General features: G+C 48.6%; 26 protein-coding genes. All 26 read left to right on the forward strand.

Features of this window, described 5'->3' with window-relative positions; translation table 11 throughout:
- The first annotated feature begins 3 nt into the window (after positions 1-3).
- The 26 genes from fliG (at position 4) to ALO_RS13485 (ending at position 24,004) form a co-directional block, all read left to right on the forward strand.
- A complete protein-coding gene (gene fliG / locus ALO_RS13360; protein ID WP_004096835.1) occupies positions 4-1,014 on the forward strand; it encodes a flagellar motor switch protein FliG in 1,011 nt (336 codons plus the stop codon).
- Complete coding sequence (locus ALO_RS13365) at positions 1,007-1,942, forward strand: FliH/SctL family protein (protein ID WP_004096837.1); 936 nt, start codon at positions 1,007-1,009, stop codon at positions 1,940-1,942. The genes fliG and ALO_RS13365 overlap by 8 nt, the downstream gene beginning before the upstream one ends.
- Positions 1,939-3,267 (forward strand): flagellar protein export ATPase FliI, encoded by a 1,329-nt coding sequence (fliI, locus tag ALO_RS13370; RefSeq protein WP_004096839.1) that lies wholly within the window; start codon positions 1,939-1,941, stop codon positions 3,265-3,267. Before ALO_RS13365 ends, fliI begins: the two co-directional genes overlap by 4 nt.
- Before the next feature lie 61 nt (positions 3,268-3,328).
- Positions 3,329-3,784, forward strand: coding sequence for a flagellar export protein FliJ (gene fliJ / locus ALO_RS13375; protein ID WP_004096840.1), 456 nt, complete (start codon positions 3,329-3,331; stop codon positions 3,782-3,784).
- A gap of 5 nt (positions 3,785-3,789) precedes the next feature.
- Entirely contained in the window at positions 3,790-4,428 is a 639-nt protein-coding gene (locus ALO_RS13380) for a lytic transglycosylase domain-containing protein (protein WP_413788503.1), read from the forward strand.
- Positions 4,429-4,454: 26 nt separating this feature from the next.
- The gene (locus tag ALO_RS13385; protein ID WP_004096844.1) at positions 4,455-5,195 is read left to right on the forward strand and encodes a MotE family protein; all 741 of its coding nucleotides are present in this window, start codon (positions 4,455-4,457) and stop codon (positions 5,193-5,195) included.
- Positions 5,196-5,286: 91 nt separating this feature from the next.
- Positions 5,287-6,561, forward strand: a complete 1,275-nt coding sequence (locus ALO_RS20965; protein WP_004096846.1) for a flagellar hook-length control protein FliK — start codon at positions 5,287-5,289, stop codon at positions 6,559-6,561.
- An 18-nt stretch (positions 6,562-6,579) separates the two neighbouring features.
- Positions 6,580-7,176, forward strand: coding sequence for a flagellar hook capping FlgD N-terminal domain-containing protein (locus ALO_RS13395; RefSeq protein ID WP_004096848.1), 597 nt, complete (start codon positions 6,580-6,582; stop codon positions 7,174-7,176).
- 12 nt (positions 7,177-7,188) lie between these two features.
- Positions 7,189-7,578, forward strand: a complete 390-nt coding sequence (locus ALO_RS13400) for a TIGR02530 family flagellar biosynthesis protein (protein WP_004096850.1) — start codon at positions 7,189-7,191, stop codon at positions 7,576-7,578.
- A gap of 98 nt (positions 7,579-7,676) precedes the next feature.
- Positions 7,677-9,041 (forward strand): flagellar hook protein FlgE, encoded by a 1,365-nt coding sequence (locus tag ALO_RS13405; protein ID WP_004096852.1) that lies wholly within the window; start codon positions 7,677-7,679, stop codon positions 9,039-9,041.
- Positions 9,042-9,108: 67 nt separating this feature from the next.
- Complete coding sequence (locus tag ALO_RS13410; protein ID WP_004096853.1) at positions 9,109-9,306, forward strand: flagellar FlbD family protein; 198 nt, start codon at positions 9,109-9,111, stop codon at positions 9,304-9,306.
- Between the two features lie 157 nt (positions 9,307-9,463).
- Positions 9,464-9,934: a flagellar basal body-associated FliL family protein gene (locus ALO_RS13415; protein WP_004096854.1), complete on the forward strand. Its 471-nt coding sequence runs from the start codon at positions 9,464-9,466 to the stop codon at positions 9,932-9,934.
- 39 nt (positions 9,935-9,973) lie between these two features.
- A complete protein-coding gene (gene fliM / locus ALO_RS13420; RefSeq protein ID WP_004096855.1) occupies positions 9,974-10,975 on the forward strand; it encodes a flagellar motor switch protein FliM in 1,002 nt (333 codons plus the stop codon).
- Positions 10,968-12,098, forward strand: coding sequence for a flagellar motor switch phosphatase FliY (gene fliY, locus ALO_RS13425; protein WP_004573399.1), 1,131 nt, complete (start codon positions 10,968-10,970; stop codon positions 12,096-12,098). Before fliM ends, fliY begins: the two co-directional genes overlap by 8 nt.
- Before the next feature lie 36 nt (positions 12,099-12,134).
- Positions 12,135-12,497 (forward strand): response regulator, encoded by a 363-nt coding sequence (locus ALO_RS13430; protein WP_004573400.1) that lies wholly within the window; start codon positions 12,135-12,137, stop codon positions 12,495-12,497.
- Between the two features lies 1 nt (position 12,498).
- Positions 12,499-13,038: a flagellar biosynthetic protein FliO gene (gene fliO / locus ALO_RS13435; RefSeq protein ID WP_004573401.1), complete on the forward strand. Its 540-nt coding sequence runs from the start codon at positions 12,499-12,501 to the stop codon at positions 13,036-13,038.
- 12 nt (positions 13,039-13,050) lie between these two features.
- Positions 13,051-13,812, forward strand: a complete 762-nt coding sequence (fliP, locus tag ALO_RS13440; RefSeq protein WP_413788504.1) for a flagellar type III secretion system pore protein FliP — start codon at positions 13,051-13,053, stop codon at positions 13,810-13,812.
- Between the two features lie 15 nt (positions 13,813-13,827).
- Positions 13,828-14,097, forward strand: a complete 270-nt coding sequence (fliQ, locus tag ALO_RS13445) for a flagellar biosynthesis protein FliQ (protein WP_004573403.1) — start codon at positions 13,828-13,830, stop codon at positions 14,095-14,097.
- Positions 14,098-14,131: 34 nt separating this feature from the next.
- On the forward strand, positions 14,132-14,914 hold the full coding sequence (fliR, locus tag ALO_RS13450) for a flagellar biosynthetic protein FliR (protein ID WP_004573404.1): 783 nt from the start codon (positions 14,132-14,134) through the stop codon (positions 14,912-14,914).
- Positions 14,865-16,007, forward strand: a complete 1,143-nt coding sequence (flhB, locus tag ALO_RS13455; protein ID WP_004573405.1) for a flagellar biosynthesis protein FlhB — start codon at positions 14,865-14,867, stop codon at positions 16,005-16,007. The genes fliR and flhB overlap by 50 nt, the downstream gene beginning before the upstream one ends.
- 21 nt (positions 16,008-16,028) lie before the next feature.
- Positions 16,029-18,092: a flagellar biosynthesis protein FlhA gene (gene flhA, locus ALO_RS13460; RefSeq protein ID WP_004573406.1), complete on the forward strand. Its 2,064-nt coding sequence runs from the start codon at positions 16,029-16,031 to the stop codon at positions 18,090-18,092.
- Positions 18,093-18,098: 6 nt separating this feature from the next.
- Entirely contained in the window at positions 18,099-19,280 is a 1,182-nt protein-coding gene (flhF, locus tag ALO_RS13465; RefSeq protein ID WP_238528274.1) for a flagellar biosynthesis protein FlhF, read from the forward strand.
- Positions 19,273-20,163 carry a MinD/ParA family protein gene (locus tag ALO_RS13470; protein WP_004573408.1) on the forward strand — a complete coding sequence of 297 codons (891 nt, stop codon included), beginning with the start codon at positions 19,273-19,275 and terminating at the stop codon, positions 20,161-20,163. The genes flhF and ALO_RS13470 overlap by 8 nt, the downstream gene beginning before the upstream one ends.
- 26 nt (positions 20,164-20,189) lie before the next feature.
- Complete coding sequence (locus ALO_RS13475) at positions 20,190-20,837, forward strand: flagellar brake protein (RefSeq protein ID WP_004573409.1); 648 nt, start codon at positions 20,190-20,192, stop codon at positions 20,835-20,837.
- Between the two features lie 33 nt (positions 20,838-20,870).
- Positions 20,871-21,956, forward strand: coding sequence for a protein-glutamate methylesterase/protein-glutamine glutaminase (locus ALO_RS13480; RefSeq protein WP_040293483.1), 1,086 nt, complete (start codon positions 20,871-20,873; stop codon positions 21,954-21,956).
- A gap of 2 nt (positions 21,957-21,958) precedes the next feature.
- Complete coding sequence (locus ALO_RS13485; RefSeq protein WP_004573411.1) at positions 21,959-24,004, forward strand: chemotaxis protein CheA; 2,046 nt, start codon at positions 21,959-21,961, stop codon at positions 24,002-24,004.
- The last annotated feature ends 4 nt before the right edge of the window (positions 24,005-24,008 follow it).

Here is a 24,008-nt window from a genome sequence, read left to right on the forward strand (position 1 = left end):
TTCATGTACCAGTCGACTGAATTAACCGGCAAGCAAAAAGCAGCTATATTATTGATAGCGCTTGGCCCTGATATTTCCGCTCAGATTTTTCGCCATTTGCGCGAAGAGGAAATTGAAAAGCTTACCTTGGAAATTGCTAATCAGCGGCGAGTGACCCAGGAACAACAAGATCAGGTGTTGGCCGAGTTCCATCAAATGTGCATCGCCAAAGAGTTTTTGACCAACGGCGGTCTGGATTACGCCAAGGAAATCCTGGAGATGGCTCTGGGAGGGGAAAAAGCGGTTTCCATTATCACCCGCCTAACCTCCAGCCTTCAGATCCGGCCCTTTGACTTTGCCCGCAAAACAGATCCTTCGCAATTGCTGAACTTTATTCAAAACGAGCATCCTCAAACGCTTGCAATGATTATGGCCTATCTTCAGCCGGATCAGTCCGGGGTCATTTTATCGGCGTTGCCGCCGGAACGACAGGTTGAGGTTGCCAAGAGAATTGCCACCATGGACCGAACTTCGCCGGATGTCATTAAAGACGTGGAACGAATTCTGGAAAGAAAGTTGTCCTCTATGGCGACACAAGACTTTACCGCTGCCGGAGGTGTGGATTCTATCGTTGAGGTCTTGAACCGGGTGGATCGCACCACGGAACGGACGATTATTGAAAATCTGGAAGTTCAGCATCCTGAATTGGCGGAAGAGATCAAGAAACGGATGTTCGTGTTCGAGGACATTGTCCTTTTGGACGACAGGTCTTTGCAGATGGTTTTGCGGCAGGTTGATTCTAAAGACTTGGCGCTGGCCCTCAAAGGTTCCTCCAGTGAAGTTACCGATAAAGTATACCGCAATATGTCTAAACGGGCATCGGATATGCTCCGGGAAGAAATTCAGTATATGGGACCGGTCCGTATCCGGGACGTGGAAGAGGCACAACAGAAAATTGTCAATGTAATCCGCAGTTTGGAGGAATCCGGCGAAATTGTGGTCTCAAGAGGCAAAGGAGACGAGATTATTGTCTAGGGTTATTAAGCAAGCTCAGCTTGGAGAAAAACCGGTTGTGATTAATAATCCCAAGATAACTCAGGACAGTCTGTCTGTGCCTGCTGGTGATTTGCAAGAAATTCCGGAATTGCCGGATGATGTCTCTCAGGTAACTCTGGATTTAGCCCTTGATAATCCGCAGACCATAGACGTGGAAGTTGAATCGCCGGATGAAAGTCTGGAAACGATTGATGACGTACCTCCAGTCGTTTATGCGGACTTGGTGAATCACGAAGATTTGATAAACCAGGAAATTGAGAATGCCAAGTTACAGGCCCAAGCGATGATTGACGAGGCAGAAACAAAGGCGGCTCAAATCATAGAAGAAGCCAACAAAGAAATGGCTGCCGCGAAAGAGCAAGTGATGGAAGAAAGCCGTCAGCAAGGTTTTGCGGACGGGCAAAAGCAAGGTTGGGATGAAGGCTATCAAGAAGGGCTGTCCAAAGGTAAGCAAGAGGCTCTCGACCAAATGCAAGAGCAACTTAATGCGTCGACCTGTCAGGCTGCCGAGCTGATTCAATATGCGACCAAACAGGCCGATGAATTGCTGATTCAGTCTGAACGCCAGATGGTCGAGTTGTCTTTGTCCATAGCGCAAAAGATTATTGCCCAGCAATTGGACGAAACCGCCACCGGAACGGTGACGCTGGTGAAAGCGGCGCTGGCTAAGGTGCGGGATCAGGAACAGCTCACCATTCGGGTGAATCCCGCTGATTACGAGCGGCTCCTTAAAGCGCAAAACGAGTTGGACCGGTACATAGAGCGGGAACATGTCATTTCTCTCGCTCCTGATCAAACCCTTGCGAATGGCGGCTGCATCATTGAAACCGCTTATGGTTCAGTCGATGCCCGTGTTGATTCTCAACTGGACGCCTTGAAGAAAGCACTGCAGGAAGCGATGCCATGAGCAAACATGAAGCAACCTTTCAAATCGATAAATACATTCAGACAGTCCAATCTGTTGAAACCATGCGTTTATGCGGGAAAATAACCCAAATCGTAGGGTTAATGATTGAAACTCAGGGCCCCCGGGTGGATTTGGGGGAAGTTTGTAAAATTTATCCCCGCGGCTCAAACCAGCCCATAGCGGCAGAGGTAGTAGGCTTCCGGAATGGAAAGGTGCTATTGATGCCTTTTGGCGAAATGCAGGGCATAGGTCCTGGGTGTGAGGTGGTTTCCACCCAGAAAACTTCCAGTGTAAGGGTGAGCCCCAACTTGTTGGGGCGTATCCTGGATGGTTTAGGCAATCCTATTGACGGGAAGGGTCCGATTGAGGGACACGCCGAATACCCCCTCCATGCACAACCGCCGCCTCCGCTTTCCCGCCGCCGTATTACAGAAAAATTGTCGGTAGGCGTACGGGCCATTGATGGTCTGCTTACATTGGGGAGAGGACAAAGGGTCGGCATCATGGCCGGCAGCGGAGTGGGAAAAAGCACTCTTCTTGGCATGATCGCCCGTAATACAGAAGCGGATATCAGCGTTATTGCGCTGGTAGGCGAACGGGGACGGGAAGTCAAGGAGTTTATCGAACGGGATTTGGGGGAGGAAGGACTTAAACGGTCTGTGGTGGTCGTAGCTACTTCCGACCAACCTGCCTTGGCCCGGATTAAAGGGGCTATGACTGCTACCGCGATTGCCGAGTTCTTTCGTGATCAAGGCCGGGATGTAGTCCTGATGATGGATTCAGTGACCCGGTTTGCCATGGCCCAGCGTGAGGTAGGGTTGACTGTCGGGGAACCACCGGCAACCAGAGGTTATACTCCGTCGGTTTTCGCCTTGCTGCCCAAACTGTTGGAACGCTCGGGAACCGGGGATCGCGGTTCGATTACCGGCATCTATACCGTGCTGGTCGACGGGGATGACATGAATGAACCCGTTGCCGATACGGTACGCAGTATTCTGGATGGTCACATTGTTTTATCCCGTAATATCGCCGCTCTGAATCACTATCCGGCCATTGATGTTTTGCCCAGCGTAAGCCGCTTAATGCTGGAGATAGCCGATAAAGAACATTGGCAGGCAGCACAGAAAGTCCGGTCCATGCTTGCTGTTTACCGGGAAGCGGAAGACCTTATCAATATTGGGGCCTATGTGGCGGGAAGCAACTCCGAGATTGACCGGGCCATTCAAAAAATCGGACCGATCAGAGCCTTTCTGCAACAAGACGTATACGAGTTCGAACCCATGCAGGAGACGATTGCCAAGTTGTGCGATTTGACGAATGGTTAAACGGATCGTTTGAACGACTCCAGATTCGAGGCCACAGATGAGTTTGCTTGAGGTGAGATAGGTGCAAAAATTTCAATTTAGACTGGAGACGCTGCTCAAGTACCGCAGGATGCAGGAAGAGCAAGCTCAGGTGAAATTTGCCCAGGCTACACAAAGACTTTTGGCTGAGCAAACCGTCCTAAGTGATCTTCAGGCTAAATTGGAGACCAATCACGCGCTTATGCGCCAACGGCAGCAGGAAGCCTCCCTGACGGTGGAACAGTTTCTGATCATCCAGCGTTACGAAGAACTGCTGAAAGATCGCATTGTTATCCAGACGCGGGAAGTGCAGAAAGCGGAGATCCAACGGAATCAATGCCTGGAGATTCTCACCGGCTGCATGCAAAAACGAAAATTGGTAGAAAAACTGAAGGAAAGACGCTGGAGCCAGTATCAATCGGAAATACTGCAGGAAAAACAAAAATATCTCGACGAAATTGGCGTACAGACATTTGTGCGTGAAGAAACAGGGTGGTGATGAAAATGAATGGTATTGCCAGAGTAATGGCCAGAATATCCGATATTGAAAAACGATTTCAGCCCATTCCACAGCGGAATGCGAAACATACCGCAAACTTAAGCGGCCAGTCGACCACTGCCCAGCCAACGTCAAGGTCAGTCTCGGGTACGGCCGAATCCAGTTTCGCCGACTATCTGTCCACTGCCCAACGGCAGCAGGCGCCCGTCCGTTTTCGGCAATCCGCGGTCTCTCAGACAGAAAACGACAGCCGGTTCCAGGCCCAGCATCGGAATCAGGTGCAGCGCATGGTTCATGCCACAGCGGAAAAGTACGGCGTAGACCCGAAACTGGCAGTGGCAGTAGCTAAAGTGGAATCGGATTTTTCCGCCAATGCAGTATCCTCTGCCGGCGCCGTAGGGGTCATGCAGTTGATGCCGGAAACGGCCCGGAAACTGAATGTCCGTAATATCAGGGATCCGAAGGAAAATATTGACGGCGGGGTGCGTTATTTAAAGGAGATGCTGGACACGTTTAACGGCGATGTACGTAAAGCGGTTGCAGCCTATAATGCCGGACCTGAAGCGGTGAAAAGCTATCAGGACGTGCCTCCCTACCCGGAAACCAAGAATTATGTGGCAAAAGTGATGTCGTTTTATCGTTAATTTCAGTTTAAAGGCAGGCTGAGCTCATGGCTGACAATACTACCAAATCTGCTGACAATACCATAAGTCCTCCTGAAACCGAGACAAAGAAATCCCGGATTAAACAAAAAATCAAAGCTATGTTCGGGAGAATAGCTAAGCTTATCAGAGTATTTGTCTTTCTCATCCTGTTTGTGGCGCTGCTGGGAGTCGGCTTTGCGGCAGGGATCTATTTTAAGTTTTTCAATATGAACAAGCTTTTGGCCTTGGATAGTGTTCAAACAGTGGTGCAGCGCCTGGATTTGCCTAGTTATCCGATCATTGGGAAATACTTCGTTCCCGGCGCTTTTGCCGATGCGGAAGAAGAAGAGGCGACCCCGGCAGAAGAGGCTCACCTCCCCTTGTCAAGATCAGAACAAAAGCAGGCGGGACAATCAGAACCGTCTCAGCCGGCTGAACCGGAAGAAACTCCCCAAGAAAAAACAGTCCGCTTGGAAGCAGAAAAAAAACGCATCGCTAAATTGTCCCGCTTATGCAGTGAAATGAAGCCGGACCAGGCAGTGCCAATTTTAAACCGAATAGAAGATGAGTTGGTAATTGCGATTTTCAATAAAATGGAGGAAGATCAAGTTGCCAAACTGTTAACCCGGCTTGATCCTATGCGGGCAGCCAGACTGATAGAGTTTATGGCCAAAGGCAAAGTGGAAACCGCACCAGTCAAACCAGATAACCCGGAGACCAATCCTGCTCCTGGCGCAAACTCGGCGCTGGGGACCGGTTCTGATTAAAGCATTAGCACGTTGCATTTGTCTCCCGAAACTAGCTAATTAACTATAGAACAACACAACAAATAGCAATCGGTGAAAGGAGGTGAAAATAATGGATATGATGACGGTTTTTAAAGCGCCTGTACCGGCCGCCAATAACCCGGGTCAAGCCGTGCAGGCCAAGAAGTCCTCTGCAAATGCCGTTGGCGGAAACAAGTCCGGCAAGCCGTTTGGACAAACCTTGGAAGCTGCCAAGGAAAGCATTGGCAACGAACCGATCAACAGCACCGGAACTGTGGAAAAGGACATGCAAGGCATGGAAGGACAGCCGAGTGCAGATTCCTCGCTGGATGCTAATGGGAATCTTGCCATGGCGGCTATGCAGTCTTTCCTCATTCTGCCGCTGCAGCCTCAGCAGATTGATTCTAACGTAGCTTCCTTCGGCCTGACATCCGCGGTAGTTCAGTCGGCCGCCACTATGGGCATGGAAGGACAAACTGCCGCTGATGGGGCAAACGCAGGAATGCCTGCGGCAGGGACTATTGCCGTGAATGCCGAGGTGAGTCAACAAAGCGGGACAGCTACAGCGGCTGAAGCCGTGGGACAACCTTCAACTGTTAAAAAGGCAGCTGATCTTGGCGCCGGGCACCAAGAGATTCTTGCTCCGCTGCACAGTTCTGGCTCAACCATTAAAGTTGTGCAACAAGACACTACCACTCCTGTAGTGGCGGGGACAACAACGCTTCCCCATGCGGACGAGCAGATGACCAATAACGCTCAGAATTTTATGGGTGATGATCAGTTGGGCGAAATGGCGCAGCAGCAGACAGAACAGGTTTCCCAGCATACCTCGGAGAATTCTTTTGCCGGTATTCTGGCTAACGCCGATCAGTCCGGTAAATTAAGTTCTGTTACCGGCAAGGAAAACAGTACTCAGTTGCCGTCCCAGCCGCTGAATGACCCGGACAATGTCGTTGCACAGATCGTGGAAAATGCCCGCCTGATTTCCCGGCAAGCCAACACGGAAATGGTAATTCGTCTGAAGCCTGAACATCTGGGCGACATGACACTTAAAGTCACCGTGGAAGGCGGCGTGGTCAGCGCGGCGTTTCACTCCAACAACTCTGAAGTCCGCAGCGTAATTGAGGCGTCCCTGCCTCAGTTGAAACAAGAATTGTCCAATCAGGGGCTGAAAGTGGACAATGTCGGCGTTTATGCCGGCTTAGGCCAGTTTCTGTCCAATGATCGCCGGGAAACTGCCCAACAGCAGCCGGAGATTAAACTGAACAATCGCAAAACCGATGAGGAATTTGTGCAGGCAATTGAAGAAGAGTCCGCTATTCAAGCCGTAGCAGTAGGAGATACAGGAGTTGACTACCGCATTTAATAATCAGGAGGTGATCCCATGAGTTCTCTGGCTGGCGTAACAGACTGGTCGAAAGTGAACAAATCAGGGGATGGCACGAATAAAACGAGTGAAACCAATAATGAACTGGGAAAGGATCAATTTCTGCATCTGCTTATTACTCAGCTGCAAAATCAGGATCCTCTGAATCCGGCTAATGATACAGAATTTATCGCCCAAATGGCGCAGTTTTCCGCTCTAGAGCAAATGACCAATCTGAATACTACCTTCGCGGTTACTCAGGCCACATCGATGATCGGCACAGTGGTAAGCTGGGCGGGATCGGCCGGCGAAGAATACGCCGGTGTGGTTTCGGCGGTGCGAATCGTCAACGGCCAGCCCAAGCTGATCGTGGGGGATATGGGGGTTGATCCCGGCACTGTCGTCGGCGTTTCCAACGCCAGTGAAGATTTGAAGAAGGCCACGGATATGATCGGTGATACGATCAAATGGAAAGACAAGAAAGGCACGGAGTATTCCGGCAAGGTGGAGGCCGTACAGATTATCAATGGCCTGCCGTATCTCATTGTCGGCAATCAAGCTGTCTCCCTGGATCAGGTCATTGCCGATGAAAATCCTCCCGCCGAAGAGCCGTAGGGGTAGACAGCGATGGTAATGGACAACCGGATCAGGTACTCGCCGTTTTCTATTCCCGCCGGTTCCGCCACAGTTCCTCCTGCCCAGACAAATGCATCAGGAAAGCCGCCGGTTTCCTTCGGTCAGATATTAGACCAAGAAATCAAGGAAATCAGCTTTTCCCAGCATGCGCTGCAGCGGATGCAACTGCGGGGAATCCAGTTAACTCAGAACGAACTGGCCAAACTGTCGGATGCCGTGGAAAAGGCCGCCGGCAAAGGCGCTAAAGAGTCGCTGGTTCTTTTGAATCAAAACTTAGCCCTGGTGGTCAGTGTCAAAAACCGAACCGTTATTACCGCCATGGATGGGCAAACCTTAAAGGATAATGTGTTTACCAATATTGACAGCGCTGTCATCGTCTAAGGCTGGACCTCTCGGGGAGGCCTAAGTTGCCGACTGATTGAAGCAACTTCAGCGGACTGTCAGGATCACCGAAATGAAAAGGGAGGTTATGATTTACCATGATGCGTTCATTATTCTCCGGCGTATCCGGTCTGCGCAACCATCAGACCCGGATGGACGTGATCGGCAATAACATCGCCAACGTAAATACCATTGGATATAAAGCCGGCCGGGCCAATTTCCAGGATGTGCTGAGCCAGACTCTGTCAGGCGCTTCTTCCGCCAGCGCCACTCGTGGCGGTACTAATCCGAAACAGGTTGGCCTGGGGATGGGACTGGCCAGTATCGACACCATCTTCACTGACGGCAGTTTCCAGCCGACCGGCAAACAAAGCGACTTGTCGATTCAGGGTCAGGGTTTCTTTATTCTGGCCAACGGCAGCGTCACCAACCGGGTATATAGCCGGGCTGGTAACTTTGATTTCGACGAATACGGAAACTATGTGGTTCCCGGCACCGGTCTGCAAGTAATGGGCTGGATGGCGGATGCAAACGGAGTTCTGAATACGAACGATGATATTACCACCATTAAAATTCCGGTGGGCGGCACCATGGCGGCCCGCGCGACCACATCCATAACATTCGAACATAATCTGTCAGGCGAAGTGGAAGCATTGACTGCTGCCAACGCTGCCGACCCAGACTATGCGCATCCTTCCCGCTATAAAGCCTCGATTCCGGTGTATGATGGGCAGGGATCAGCCCACAAGGTTTCCGGCACCTTTGAAAAAGTGAATTCCAACCAGTGGCTTTTTACCCCGGATGCCACAACTGACACTGGCAGTACCGTTGCACCTGTACTGGGGAATTCAGTTTTATTGACTTTTGACGCTGCAAATGGTGCATTCGTTTCTGCAGTACCATACAATGCGGGTACACCCCATCCTATAGATGATGGAGGCAGCACGGCTGGCGCTGCTACAGATCCCTTTGAAATAACGATTGACCCGGATGACGCCGCCGGCTATGGCGCTGCCACTTTTACGGCTACTCTGGATTTCAGCGCCTTGACGCAGCGTGGCGGTGAATCTACCGCTCAGGCTCTCGAACAGGACGGCTATCCGGCCGGTGAATTGGACCGTATTACCATTGATACCAGCGGGGTCATTCAAGGTAATTTCACCAACGGGGAGTTTCAAACCCTGGCTCGGGTTGCCCTGGCTACTTTCAATAATCCTGCCGGTCTCACCAAGGCTGGTTCCAGCCTGTATAGCGAATCCAACAACTCCGGCGTCGCCCAGATAGGCACCACTAAAACCGGTGGCCGCGGCGAGCTAAGCCCGGGCACTCTGGAAATGTCCAACGTGGACCTGGCCGAGGAGTTCAGCAACATGGTTATTACCCAGCGTGGTTTTCAGGCTAACTCCCGGATCATTACCACCACCGATGAAATGCTGCAGGAATTGGCTAACTTGAAACGATAGCATAAATAGGGGAGGGGTTCTTCGAGGCAATCCCCCTCCTTATAGCCGCGTTTAGGAGGCAAGGAATATGATTAAATTGACTCGTTTCAAAAGCCAGGATGACGATTTTGTCTTAAACGCCGAATTAATTGAAACAATTGATGAGACACCGGACACGGTGATTACGCTGACCAACGGTAAAAAACTGATTGTCGCCGAATCCATGGATGAAGTGGTCCGAAAAGTTATGGACTACCGGCGGGCTATCTTCCGCAGTATTCGTTGACAAAAAATCCTTACATTTCCTGCTTTACCGGCAAATCTTGCCGGTAAAGCAGGAAATTATCCAACATTGTAGAATTTAGCAGAATCATGTAATGTTTAGGAATGCCTGATTACATACAACAAGGAAAGATACTAGCACTCACGCTGGAGGTGTAACAGTGGCTGAAACAGAAAAAAAGTTTTCCGTCATACTGGTTGTTGCTTTAATCGTATTAGGGCTGGCTCTGGCCGGCGGTATGAGTTATTTTATCGCCACAAAAATCGTTGCTGATCAAACGGCTGCCAAAGCAACTATTCAACGCAACGGGACGTTAATTAAAGTCGGTGACCCCAAAGATGGTTTAATTTTAAATATTGGCGGCGTCAATAGCGGACGTTATTTGAAAATCGGTATTATCCTGGATATGAAACTGGATAGAAGACTGGAAGAAGGGGGCGGCAAGCTGGCCTCCCAGGAAGAAGCCAAAATCCTGGATACCGTTGTCTACGTACTCCGTTCCCAGCGGGTCGAAGACTTTGACCCGACAAAACAGGACCGACTGAAAGAGATTCTGAAGCAGGAAATCAACAAGGCCATGGGGATGGAGCGAGTCTACGAAGTATATATTACTCATTTTGTCCTGCAATAAAGTTGCGAAATTAAATTTCTTGATGAAAGGAGGGGGACCGTGGCAGGGGATGTTCTAACACAAGCCGAGATAGACGCTCTGCTTTCGGCTATTTCCACCGGGGTTGTCTCGGCGGAAGAAATGAAAGTAGAGCAAAAACAGCATAAAATTAAAGTTTACGATTTTAAACGCCCTGATAAATTTTCCAAAGACCAGATCCGTACTCTTTATATGTTGCACGAAAATTTTGCCCGCCTCCTGAATACTTATCTTGCCACGCATTTGCGTTCGTTTGTCCATATTGATGTTGTCTCGGTAGACCAGTTGACATACGAAGAGTTTGTCCGTTCCATGCCGAATCCCAGCGTCATCAGTATTTTCCAGATGAGGCCCTTAAAAGGCAATGCTGTATTGGAAATTAATCCTAATATCGTTTTCTCCATTATTGATCGTTTATTTGGGGGCCCAGGGCTGCCTCCCCCAAAATCCCGATCCCTTACCGACATTGAAGAAGCGATTGTGCGCCGGGTCATTGTCAGGTCACTGGAAACGCTGCAGGAATCCTGGAAACAGGTTATTACCATTGAACCCCGGCTGGAAGTCATTGAGACCAACCCGCAATTCACCCAGATCGTACCGCCTAACGACATGGTAGTTATCGTTACTTTACAGGCTAAAATCGGTCAAACCGAGGGTTTTATCAATGTTTGCATTCCCTATCTGGTCATTGAACCGGTTATGTCTAAACTGACGACGACCTATTGGGTGGCATCTTCTGTCGCTAAGCAATCGTCGGAAGAAAATATTGCGTCTCTGCAGCGCAAGCTGGAGAAGACGGTTGTACCGGTGATCGTTGAATTGGGGCGAGTCAAGATTACCGTCCAGGAATTGCTGGATTTGTCTGTAAACGATGTTTTGCAGCTGGAATCATGGGCCGAAGGCGAATTGACCCTGCTTGTCGGCCAAAGAGAAAAATTTACCTGTAAGCCTGGATTGTCAGGCAAACGGCTGGCTGTGCAAATTACTCAGAAAATATCCAAGGGAGATGAGGACGATGACTGACGGATTTCTTTCCCAGGACGAAATTGATGCGTTGTTGCGAGGCGAGCCAGGTGCGTCATCCACAGCTTCAGCCGCAACGGAACTAACCGATGTGGAAAGAGATGCCTTGGGGGAAGTTGGAAATATATGCATGGGAAGCGCGGCCACGACTTTGTCGGTTCTTCTCAGCAGACGCGTTTCAATTACCACACCCAAAGTGTCGATTACTACTATTAATGAAATTAAAAATCAATATCCCCTTCCCTATTTGGTGATTGAAGTCGGCTATACCGATGGTATTATCGGCAGCAATCTTCTGGCGATGCGGGAAAGTGACGCACTGGTAATTGCCGATTTAATGATGGGCAAGGATGGCACCAATCCCCCCGAGCAATTGAATGAATTATACATGAGTGCCGTGACGGAGGCCATGAACCAAATGATGGGCTCCACTGCCACCTCGATGTCTACCGTATTCAAAAAAAAGGTGGATATCTCTCCGCCTGCGGTGAATTTGTATGATTTTGCCGTAGAACCAGCTATTACCGAAAGCATAAGCGGCGATGAAGCGGTCGTCCGGGTCAATTTCCGCATGGAAGTGGAAGATCTGATTGACAGTGAAATTATGCAAATTGTCACCATGCGGGTGGCGAGAGAGATGGTGAATGGATTGATGGGTTCAGTTAAACCGGATCCTGCTGCTATGCCTAAGCCGCAACCGGCTGCGCCTGTCGCCGGCGCATCTAAATCCGCTCCGGCCGAACCGGAAAGACCTGTTCAGTCTCAGCCTCAGGCGGCTGCCGCCATGCCAAAGGTCCAGCCGGTTCAAAATGTTCAGCCGGTTCAGTTTGTACCCCTGAAACCGGCAGCTTTGGCCGTATCTGACGCTAATCTGGGTCTGATTATGGATGTACCGATGCAGATTACGGTGGAATTAGGCCGTACTCGCAAACAAGTCAGGGAGATTTTGGAGATGGCGCCTGGCTCTGTGGTGGAATTGGATAAACTGGCCGGCGAACCGGTGGATGTTTTGGTCAACGGTAAATTAATTGCCAAGGGAGAAGTAGTGGTTATTGACGAGAATTTTGGCGTCAGAATCACAGATATTGTAGGACATATTGACCGGCTCAACAATTTGCAGTAGATGTTTTAGTCAACAAGTTAAAGGGGAGATGAATGAATGGCCACCAAAGTGATGATCGTAGACGATGCCGCATTTATGAGGATGATGATAAAAGATATCCTGACGAAAAATGGCTACGAAGTCGTAGCTGAGGCCGAAAATGGTGCGAAAGCGGTGGAAAAGTATCAGGAAGTACGGCCGGACCTGACCACAATGGATATCACCATGCCGGAAATGGATGGTATAACAGCTATGAAACAAATTAAGGACTCTGATCCTTCCGCGAAAATCATCATGTGCAGTGCTATGGGGCAGCAGGCCATGGTTATCGAAGCAATTCAATCCGGTGCCCGGGATTTTATTGTTAAGCCGTTTCAACCGGACAGGGTGCTGGAAGCCGTACGCAAAGTAGTGGGTTAAAATGTCCGGCAAATATCGGTATACTATCAGCGTTGTCCTGTTATTCCTGATGACGGCCGGAGCAGCATCCGCGGAAGAAGTCAAGCCCTTTTTACAGTATCAGGATCTCAAGCCCGAGGGAACAACTGTGCTGGGGAATATTTTCTACATCCTTTCGGTGATTGCGACCTTCGCTTTGGTTCTGTTTATTGCTTATTTGACTTCCCGCTTTGTCGGCAGAAAATTTGCCGTCAGTGCCGGGAACGGCGAGAACAGAGTCATTTCCACACTAACCTTGGGCCCTAACCGTGGCGTATATCTAGTGAATATTTCCGGGCGATTTTTAATCCTCGGGGTGACCGAACATCACGTAACCCTGCTGCAAGATATCACTTCCGATGAAATGACGCAAAAGTATTCTAATAATGAGTTTCACGCTGATGATCAGGATCAGTTCGGCGGTATTTTCCAAAAGCATCTGGCTTCACTGCAACAGATGTCGCAGGGCTTTTCACTGCGCGGCTCTCAACATTCTAATCAGTCTGATCAAGAGAAGAGGTAGAGGTCAGTGCCTATTTGGAAAAGCTTGCTTGTCGCTTTTTTCCTTACCTTTTTTGGCGGTATTTTGTATTCCGCTGCGGCGCAAGCGGCTCCCTTAATTCCCGTACCGAATCTTAACATTGGAGTAGAAGCCGCCAATACTCCGCAAGAAATTGCCTTGAGCCTGCAAGTCTTGTTTACTCTGACAATACTGTCCCTGGCGCCGTCTATTTTAATTATGATGACGTCGTTTACCCGGATTATCATTGTTCTGTCTTTTGTGCGCAGCGCCATGGCGACGCAACAGATGCCGCCCAACAATGTTTTGATCGGGTTGGCACTTTTTCTCACCTTTTTCACCATGTCGCCTTATCTGAGCCAGATCAATCAAAATGCCTTGCAGCCGCTTTTGGCCGGAACCATTGCTCAGGAAACGGCTTTTGATGAAGCGGTGAAGCCGCTGCGAGAATTTATGTTTAAGCAAACCCGTGAAAATGATCTGGCTTTGTTTGTGAATTTGTCGGATTCGCCTCGCCCCGCCTCGCGGGATGATGTTCCGACAACTACTTTGATCCCTGCCTTCATCATTAGTGAGTTGAAAACAGCGTTTCAAATCGGTTTTTTAATTTATATTCCTTTTATCGTCATTGACATGGTAGTAGCCAGTACCTTAATGTCCATGGGTATGATGATGGTGCCGCCAGTGATGATCTCGCTGCCGTTTAAGGTTTTGTTGTTTATCATGGTTGACGGGTGGCACTTGGTGATAAGATCTACTATGTTAAGTTTTCAATAATGGGGAGGGCGTAGTGTGTCCGGCGATATGGCAATACAAATCGGAAGAGATGCTTTGATGATGGTCATGCTGGTCTCTGCGCCAATGCTGGGATTAGGATTGGTCGTAGGTATACTCGTCAGCATATTCCAGGCTACCACATCAATCCAGGAACAAACTCTGGTGTTCATTCCCAAAATTATCGCGATTTTTGTGGCGATTTTACTGTTTGGCCCCTGGATTCTGCGCATGTTGGTGGACTATACCCGTTCTCTTTTTCTACTGCTGCCTCAAATGGTGCGCTAACCGGTGATGAACTGTATTGCCAAGGTGGTTGAAATTGGATTTATATAATGAAATGCAAAATTATATCGGCCTGTTTTTATTGATCTTTGTAAGAATCAGTGGCATGGTGGTTTTAGCACCCGTCATCGGCAGCCGAAATATTCCTCCCTATGTAAAAGCCGGCTTTTCCCTGATGATGACCTTGATTGCCTTGCCGCTTTTGGGAGGAACCAATGTTATCATTCCAGATCACCTGCTTTCCTATCTGTTTTTGGTGGCTAGTGAATTGATTTGCGGCATGACCATCGGGTTTGTTAGTTCTTTGATTTTTGCCGCCGTACAGATGACCGGAAGCCTGTTGGATACGCAAATCGGCTTTGGCATGGTCAATGTTTTTGATCCTCAGGCCGGGCAGCAGGTGCCGCTGATCGGCAACTTTCAATATATTTTAGGATTATTGTTTTTTCTGTCGTTAGACGGGCATCATATCCTGCTAACTGCTCTATTTGACAGTTTTAAAATTGTGCCTATATCCACAGTGACATTTCATGCAGCTTTAACCGAATACATCGTTACACTGGTCAGCGGTATTTTTGTCGTAGCTTTTAAAATTACCTTGCCTGTTTTGATTGCTATTATTATTGCGGATGTGGCGTTGGGAATTTTGGCCCGAACCATGCCGCAGATGAATATTTTCGTTGTAGGTGTGCCGGCCAAGATTATTGTCGGCATTTTTGTCCTATCTACTGTATTGCCTTATTTTATTCGTTTTCTGGAGGTCGGGTTCAATGTTATGTATCAAGACGTATACCGACTCCTGGAGATTTTCCGACCGTGAATCTTTAGCCAATCGGCTGCCGGTTTTCGATTTGCAGTTATTCAGCGAAGAAAAAACCGAGGAACCTACCAGTAAACGCAGAACTGAAGCCAGAGAAAAAGGGCAGGTTGCCCGCAGTGTGGAATTGAATTCCGCTTTTATCATATTAACTGCCTTCTATGTGCTAAAGATGATTGGCTCTCAAGTGTATCATAAATTAATTGACTTCATGCGTTTTATGTTTACCGATTTCTCCACCCGTGATTTTAGCATTGAAGCCATGCAAACCTTGTTTATTAATATCGCGACAACGTTCATTGAAATCACTTTTCCTTTGATGCTGGCCATTCTGGTCATTTCCCTGACGATTAGCTTCCTGCAGGTGGGCTTTACATTCACCTTGCAGCCACTGGCCTGGAAGTTTGATAAATTGAATCCCATCAATGGCTTTAAACGGATATTTTCTTCCCGGTCTTTGGTGGAATTAGCCAAATCCCTGTTGAAAATCGCGATTATTGGTTACTTCATCTATCGGTTTTTAATCAAAGAAATTGCTTATATTCCCAGGATGATTGACGCCGATTTGAACGATTCCATTCAGTTTCTGGCTGCTATGGCAATTGACTTGGCTTTTCAGATTGGCGGCGTGATTCTTATTCTGGCAGCTTTCGACTATTTTTATCAATGGTGGTCTCATAACAAAAGCCTGAAAATGTCTAAACAGGAAGTCAAAGAGGAGTTTAAACAAACCGAGGGCAATCCGCAGATCAAAGGGAAAATTAGAGAGCGCCAGCGTGCTATGGCTATGCGCCGCATGATGCAGGAAGTACCTAAAGCCACCGTAGTGGTTACGAACCCAACCCACTTCGCTATTGCCATCCGTTATGAGAAGGATATGAATGCTCCGCTGGTAGTTGCCAAAGGCCAGGATTTTTTGGCTGAGCGTATCAAAGATCTGGCGCGTCAGCATGGAGTGGTTATCGTTGAAAATAAGCCTTTAGCCCGTACTTTATATGCTACCACGGAAGTAGGGGAATCCATTCCGACTGAATTGTATCAGGCAGTTGCCGAAGTCCTGGCCTACGTTTACAAGCTCAAACGGCGGTTGTCCTAATAACTAAAGGAGAGCAAAATCGTGGCAACACAAACATCGCCATTTTCATTTATTACTAAGTACAGTGATATTCTTGTTGCTCTGGCAGTGGTCATGATTGTGGTCATGATGATCATTCCTGTCCCCACTTTTATGCTGGATCTTTTGCTGTCTTTGAATATCACTATCGCCTTGATTATTGTCATGGTGGCCATTTACAATGTGGAGCCTTTGCAGTTTTCAGTCTTTCCTTCCCTTTTGCTCATTGTGACGCTTTTTCGGCTGGCTCTGAACGTTTCCGGTACACGGTTGATCCTGCTTGAAGGATATGCCGGGGAAGTGATCTTGGCTTTCGGCAACTTTGTGGTAGGCGGCAACGCTGTTGTCGGCTTTATCGTGTTTGTGATTTTGATTATTATTCAGTTTATCGTTATCACCCGGGGCGCCGAACGGGTATCGGAAGTGGCGGCTCGTTTTACACTGGATGCCATGCCTGGAAAACAGATGAGTATTGATGCCGATTTGAACGCTGGCTTAATTACCGATACCGAGGCCAGGGAACGACGCAGAAAGATTCAGAAAGAGGCCGACTTTTACGGCGCTATGGACGGCGCCAGCAAATTCGTCAAAGGCGATGCCATCGCGGCTATTATTATTATCATTATCAATATTGTCGGTGGTTTTGCCATCGGGATGATTCAAAAGGATCTGTCGGCGGCCCAGGCGCTGGCGAACTATACTTTATTGACCGTAGGGGAAGGTCTGGTGAATCAGATACCGGCTTTGCTGATTTCCACTGCGACTGGTATTGTGGTGACCCGCGCCGCTTCCGATTCGGACTTCGGGCATGATATTACTGCCCAATTGCTGAATAATCCCAGGGTTTTTGGCATTGTAGGCGGAGTGCTGGCAATGTTGGGCACCGTGCCCGGATTGCCGGGCATACCGTTTTTTGTTCTTAGTGCATTGTCACTAGGCATTGCCTATACGCTGCATCGGTCCATGCAGCAACATGCTCAAACCGAAGTCAACAGGCAGGAAGAAAAGGAAATCGATGAAGTCCGCAAACCGGAAAATGTCATTACCCTTTTGCAGGTTGATCCTATGGAACTGGAAATCGGCTACAGTCTGATTCCAATGGTTGATGCCAGTCAGGGCGGAGATCTGCTGGACAGGGTGGTCATGATCCGGCGCCAGTGTGCGCTGGAATTAGGACTGGTGATCCCGACTATCCGCATCCGGGATAATATTCAACTGAAACCTAACGCTTATGTCATTAAATTAAAAGGAGTTGAAATCGCCAAAGGAGAACTATTACTTGACCATTATTTGGCGATGAATCCCGGAAGTGTCATAGAAGAGGTTTCCGGCATTGAAACGGTGGAACCGGCCTTTGGATTGCCGGCATTGTGGATTCAGGAACTAACGAGAGAAAAAGCCGAACTGGCCGGATATACAGTGGTTGATCCAGTATCCGTACTGACCACCCATTTGACGGAGATCATTAAAGCACATGCGGCCGAAATTCTTGGCCGACAGGAAGTGCAGACCCTCATTGACGCCACCAAACAAAATCATCCGGCAGTGGTGGAGGAACTGCTTTCCGGCTTGATGACTCTTGGCGATATTCAAAAGGTACTGTCGAATTTGCTGCGCGAGCGCATCTCCATCCGGGACATGGTGACTATTTTAGAAACTTTGGCGGACTATGCGGTTATAACCAAAGAGACCGAAGTCCTGACCGAGTATGTGAGACATGCTTTAAGCCGTCAGATTTCCCGCCAATATGTGAATAACAATATTTTGACTTGTATTACCGTTGATCCGCAGTTGGAAAACACAGTTATCTCCGCGGTGCAAAAAACCGAGCACGGATCCTATGTTGCCCTGGAACCCCAGTTAATGCAGTCTTTGATCAGCAGTTTGTCCCAGGAATTAGCCAAACTGACCAATATCGGTTATCAGCCCATTGTCCTGACAAGCCCTGCTGCCCGGCTGTATTTCCGAAAACTCACTGAGCGGGTTGCCCCAAATCTCATTGTTTTGTCTTATGCTGAAATCGAGTCAAAAGTTGAGGTTCAGGCCTTAGGGATGGTGAAGGTATAATTGAAGGTGAAAGTTTTTACTGCTGCTAACATGCAAGATGCTATCGCTCAGGTGAAAAATGATTTGGGGCGGGATGCAGTTATTTTACATACGAGAAAGTTTCGCACAGGGGGCGTGCTGGGCTTGTTTGCAAAAGAATCGGTTGAGGTTATGGCGGCAGTGGATAATGCGCCGCCCCAACCGGTTACGCCTCCGGTGCCTTTGGCGTCTTCTCCGGTACCGGCACAGCCGTCTCTTGGATCTTCTCAGAACAGTCCGATCCTTGAGAAAAGAATGGGATCCGGCCTGGCAGCCTACCAGGCAAATGCCGGTGACACGGCTAACAGCGTGGCTCTGCAAATGGAAATTGCCAATATGCGAAAAATGATTGAGCAGATGTTGGAAAAGATGCCTAAAAGCGAAAAGCAACTCTCCCCTTTGCATGAGCTGCTGCAGAAAAATGATGTTGATGCGCACATTGCCGAAGAGCTATTAAAGGGATTACCGGACGCAAAATCCCCGGCTGGCACAAATCCGGAGGTCATCCGGCAATTACTGTTGGAGAGAGTCAGCAGCCATTTTAAACGGGTGGATGGCATTGTTCTTTCGCCCGATTCCTGTAAAACAGTTGCTTTGATCGGGCCTACCGGGGTAGGTAAAACAACGACCATTGCCAAATTGGCCGCGAGTTTTGCTATCAAAGAAAATTTCAAGGTCGCGTTGGTGACCGCCGATACTTACCGTATCGCCGCAGTGGAACAATTAAAGATTTATGCGGATATTATCGGTGTACCTTTGGAGATTGTTTATACTCCTGATGAATTGCGAACCGCGCTTCATCGCCACAAAGATAAAAATTTGGTTTTGGTGGATACTGCCGGGCGCAGTCCGAAAAATCAATATCAGCTGGGGGAACTGCAGGCCCTGCTGACAGTAAATCCTCAAATGGAAGTGTACTTGGTGCTGAGCGCTACGACTAAGTATCAAGAAGCCTTGGATGCAGTGAATAAATTCTCCGTTTGTTCACCCAAAAAGTTTTTGTTTACTAAATTAGATGAGGCGAGTAATCTCGGTACGGTATTCAATTTGCTGTATCAGTTCCCTGCATCCTTATCCTATGTCACTACCGGACAAAATGTTCCGGATGACATTGAACTAGCTGATCCACAGCAATTGGCAAATTTGATGTTGAGGATTCATAATGCGTGATCAAGCAGAAAAACTTCGACAAATCGTACAAAATTCCCGTGAATCGCCTTCAACTCCTGTCATTAAGCAGGCTTATAACGGCAGCAGTCCTCGCGTTATTACCGTGACCAGCGGCAAAGGCGGAGTCGGGAAAACCAATTTTACGGTCAATCTGGCTTTGACTCTGGGGAATATGGGCCAGCAAGTTTTAGTGATCGATGCCGACTTAGGCATGGCTAATGTGGATGTGGTTTTGGGATGCTCCGCTCCGTACAGTATTTTGAATTTGCTGGAAGACCGGTTTAGTGTGGATGATGTTGTTTCCGACGGACCCTGCGGTATTAAGTTCATGACCGGCGGTTCCGGCATCTATCAATTGGCGAATCTAAGCAACGTGCAATTACAGCGGATTATTAACCAAATCACTCTTTTTGACAATTGGGCTGATTTTGTCCTGATTGATACAGGAGCCGGTATTAACCGGAATGTGCTGAACTTCGTCATGGCAGCTGATGAGGTCATTATTCTTACTACACCGGAGCCTACGGCGATTACCGATGCTTACGCCATGATGAAGGCTTATGCTGGCAATGGTGGTGCTGCCCCCCTGAGTCTGGTGGTCAATCGAGTGCAGGATGCCGGAGAAGGTCAGATGGTAGTCGATAAGCTGAACAAAGCGACTTTTCGATTTCTGGGATTCTCGGTTAACAGTCTGGGTTTTGTCAATGAAGACCCTGCTGTTGTCAAAGCCGTAAAAAAACAAGTTCCTTTTATCTTATCGTATCCTCAGGCTGCCTCTACCCGCTGTATCGAAAATATTGCCCGTAAGCTTCTTCATGGAGAAGCTCTGCCTGAGACCAAGGGCTTTAGAGGATTTATGTCAAGAATGCTGCAATCCTGGTAACTTGCTCGTAAAGGGGGTAATGCTCTATGGATTCAGGGCTTTTTCAAGTAAACCAAAGAGTGGAGATTTACCTGTCTAAAAGCAGACAAGGTGACGTTTTTTATAGCCGTATTGAAGAAATTACCCCGACTCACATGATTATTTCCATGCCCATGGAAAAAGGCCAGCCGCTGGTGGTTAATTCCGGTGCGCCTGTTTATGGCAGGTTATTGGGTGAAACGGCGCTCTACCTGTTTAAAAGTATCTTTATTGACCGGCGGATGTCGCCGCGTCCGGTATGGCTGATGAGTTTTCCCAGTGAGGTTCAGAAAGTGCAGCTGCGGGAGTTTGTCCGAATTAGCAGTAAACTGCCAGTCGCAGTAAGAGTGGAAACCTTGCCGTCAGTAATGCAGCCTACGGGGCTATTCATCCGTGATATTAGTGGCGGCGGAGTTCAAATTCTGTCGAAACAGCCGTTTCCATCCAGGGCCAAGGTATCTTTGCGCTTTGAACTGCCTGAGGTCGGACCCATCGAGACAAAAGGGGAAGTGACCAGGGTACAGCAGCCTAAATCCGATCCAAGTTCCTATTGGGTGGGAGTTAAATTCATTGATTTGCCGGAGAAGGAACGCAGTCATATTATCAAATACATTTTTAAGCTGGAAGTGGAACGCCGTCGCAAAGGGTTGGATTAAGTCTGTTGATAGGTGGGGAGATGGGATATGGGTATGATCAAAGTATTGATTGTAGATGATTCGGCCTTTATGCGTAAAGTTCTGTCGGATTTGTTCGTTGCTGCGCCGGATTTTGTTGTGGTTGATGTAGCTCGCAATGGCAATGAGGCGATTGAAAAAGTACAAAAATTACAGCCGGATGTCATTACTATGGATGTAGAGATGCCAATAATGAATGGCATCCAGGCATTGGAAGCCATTATGAAAATCCGGCCGACTCCGGTGGTAATGATCAGCAGCCTGACCAGAACGGGAGCGGAAGCAACCATTCAGGCCCTGGAAGCAGGCGCTGTTGATTTCGTCGCTAAAACTGCCGGCCCTATATCCAAAATTGACAATATTATCGATGAAATTCTTGAAAAATGTCGGGAAGCCTCCAAAGTGGACATGAAGCGCCTGGTAATGAAACCTTCGCCTGAGATTCAGTGGGGGAATTTGCCGACGAAAAAGCCATCTTCGGAAAGATATTCTTTGTCTCCATCACAGTCCGCCGGCGAACGCATCGTAGCCATCGGTACGTCTACCGGCGGGCCTAGAGCCCTGCAGGAAATCCTGACCCAATTGCCGACAGAATTGCCATCCGGAGTGGTCATAGTGCAACACATGCCTCCGGGATTTACCAAGTCTCTGGCTGAGCGGCTCAATACCCTATCGGCGCTAAAGGTGAAAGAAGCCGAACATGATGATGTAATCCAAAATGGCGTGGCTTATATAGCACCTGGCGATTATCATATGGTGCTGGCGCGGGAAGGCTCCAGGACCGTGATCAAACTGAATCAGGAACTACCGATCGGCGGGCACAGACCCTCTGTGGATCCTATGCTGGAGTCGGTGGCTAAGATTTACGCCGAAAACGCCATTGGCGTAATTCTTACCGGAATGGGACATGATGGGTCGAAAGGCTTGAAAACCATTAAGGAACGCCGCGGCACGACGATCGCTGAAGATGCTTCCACAACCGTAGTTTTTGGTATGCCTAAATCCGCCATTGAATTGGGCGTGGTCGACAAGATATTGCCTTTGCACAATATCGCTGCAGAAATTACCAGGCAACTACAAAGTAGACACGGAGGTGTTTAACCATGGATATGAATCAATACACAGGTATGTTTTTGGAGGAGTCCCGCGAACATTTACAGAATATGAATCGTTGTTTGCTGGACCTGGAAAATGACCCGGCGAATCTGTCGGTTTTAGACGAGATTTTTCGCAGTGCCCACACAATCAAAGGGATGTCGGCTACTATGGGCTTTACTTCTATTGCCGAACTCACCCATGAAATGGAAAATGTTTTGGACTTATTGCGTAAGGCTGAGTTAAAAGCGGATCACCACATTGTGGATATCCTGTTCAAATGTGTAGATACCCTGGAACAGCTCGTCGAAAGTGTAGCCAGCCAGACTGATCCCTCGTCTATTAGTACCAAGTCTTTGGTACAGCAGCTCACCGGGCTGGTCAAGCATGGAGAAAGCGCACCGGCTTTGTCAACGCAGAGTGGGCCGGACATGCTGGTATACCCGGTGGCGGAAAGCGGCAAACCTTCCTCTAATCTTATTCTGAATGATACGGAGGCTAAGGTGATTCGAAGCGCCAATCACAGCGGGATTCGGGCTTTTGAAGTGACTGTCGCTTTGCGAGAGGGTTGTCTCCTGAAATCGGCCCGAGCCTATATGGTGATGCGGGCCTTGGAAGAATTAGGCGATGTGATTAAAAGCGTTCCTTCCACCGAAGATTTGGAAAAGGAAAACTTTGAACTGAGTTTTGCATTGCTTTTGGTCAGTGATGCCGAGCCGGAAAAGATCGAACAGGCTGTCAACTCGGTTTCGGAAATTGAAAAGGTGACGGTTTTTTCCTATATCCTGCCAGAGAAGGACACGCCGGCGAACACGGTTGCCGCCAACTCAGTCGTTGAGCCGGTTCAGTCGGAAAAAACAGAGAAAGCAGTCCATAACAATGCTGTGGATCACAAAATGAAGGGTGGACAGTCAGTCAGGGTTGATATTGAAAAACTGGATAATTTGTTAAATCTGGTGGGAGAACTGGTCATTAACAAAACTCGTCTGGAACAAATCGGCCTGACCCACAAGCTGACCGATTTGGTGGAAACCATCGAGCAAATGGACCGGGTGACCACCGACCTGCAGGCTGTGGTTATGAAGGTGCGCATGGTTCCCGTTGGCCAGGTGTTTAATCGTTTTCCTCGCATGGTACGGGATTTGTCCCATGAATTGGGGAAAGAAGTGAATCTGATTATTCAGGGGGAAGAGACTGAGTTAGACCGAACGGTAATCGACGAGATCGGCGATCCTTTGGTTCACTTGCTCCGGAATGCTATTGACCACGGGGTCGAAAATCCGGCCATACGCCGGGCAAAAGGCAAGAATCCCACCGGTGAAGTCCGTTTAATTGCCCGGCATGAAGGAAACAACGTCATCATTATGGTGGAAGACGACGGGCAAGGTATTAACCCTGATATCGTCAAACAGAAGGCTGTGGAAAAAGGACTCATTTCTCCGGCTGAAGCCGAGAAAATGGATGCGGGAGAAGCAGTTCGCCTGGTTTTCTTACCCGGATTTTCCACGGCGGCAGCCGTTACTGACATTTCTGGCCGGGGCGTGGGCATGGATGCGGTGAAAACCAAGATTGAGTCCTTGGGCGGTATGGTGGATGTGGAAACCAAACTCAACGAAGGAAGCCGGTTTAAAATTCGACTGCCTTTAACTCTGGCCATTATCCAAGCGCTCTTGATCAGTGTTTGCGATGAGATTTATGCGATTCCTTTGGGCTCCATTGACAGTACCATTAATATTACCCCCCATGACATTAAAACGGTGCAAAACCAGGAAGTCATCTTGTTGCGGGGACAGATTATCCCCATTGTTCGCCTGACTAAAGCTTTAAATATTCCCAGCGCCGGACAGCAGGAACAAGAGGAATTGTTCGTTGTTATCGTGCATATGGGCGACCATCGTGCCGGTATCATCGTAGATACACTGATTGGTCAGCAGGAAATCGTGATCAAGTCCTTGGGCAAATTACTGGCAGGCATCAAGGTCGTTGCCGGTGCTACCATTTTAGGAAACGGACAGGTGGCGCTCATTTTGGATGTTGGTTCATTAATGCAGTAGGGGG

Origin of the sequence: Acetonema longum DSM 6540 (genome assembly GCF_000219125.1) — a bacterium.
GTDB classification, from domain to species: domain Bacteria; phylum Bacillota; class Negativicutes; order Sporomusales; family Acetonemataceae; genus Acetonema; species Acetonema longum.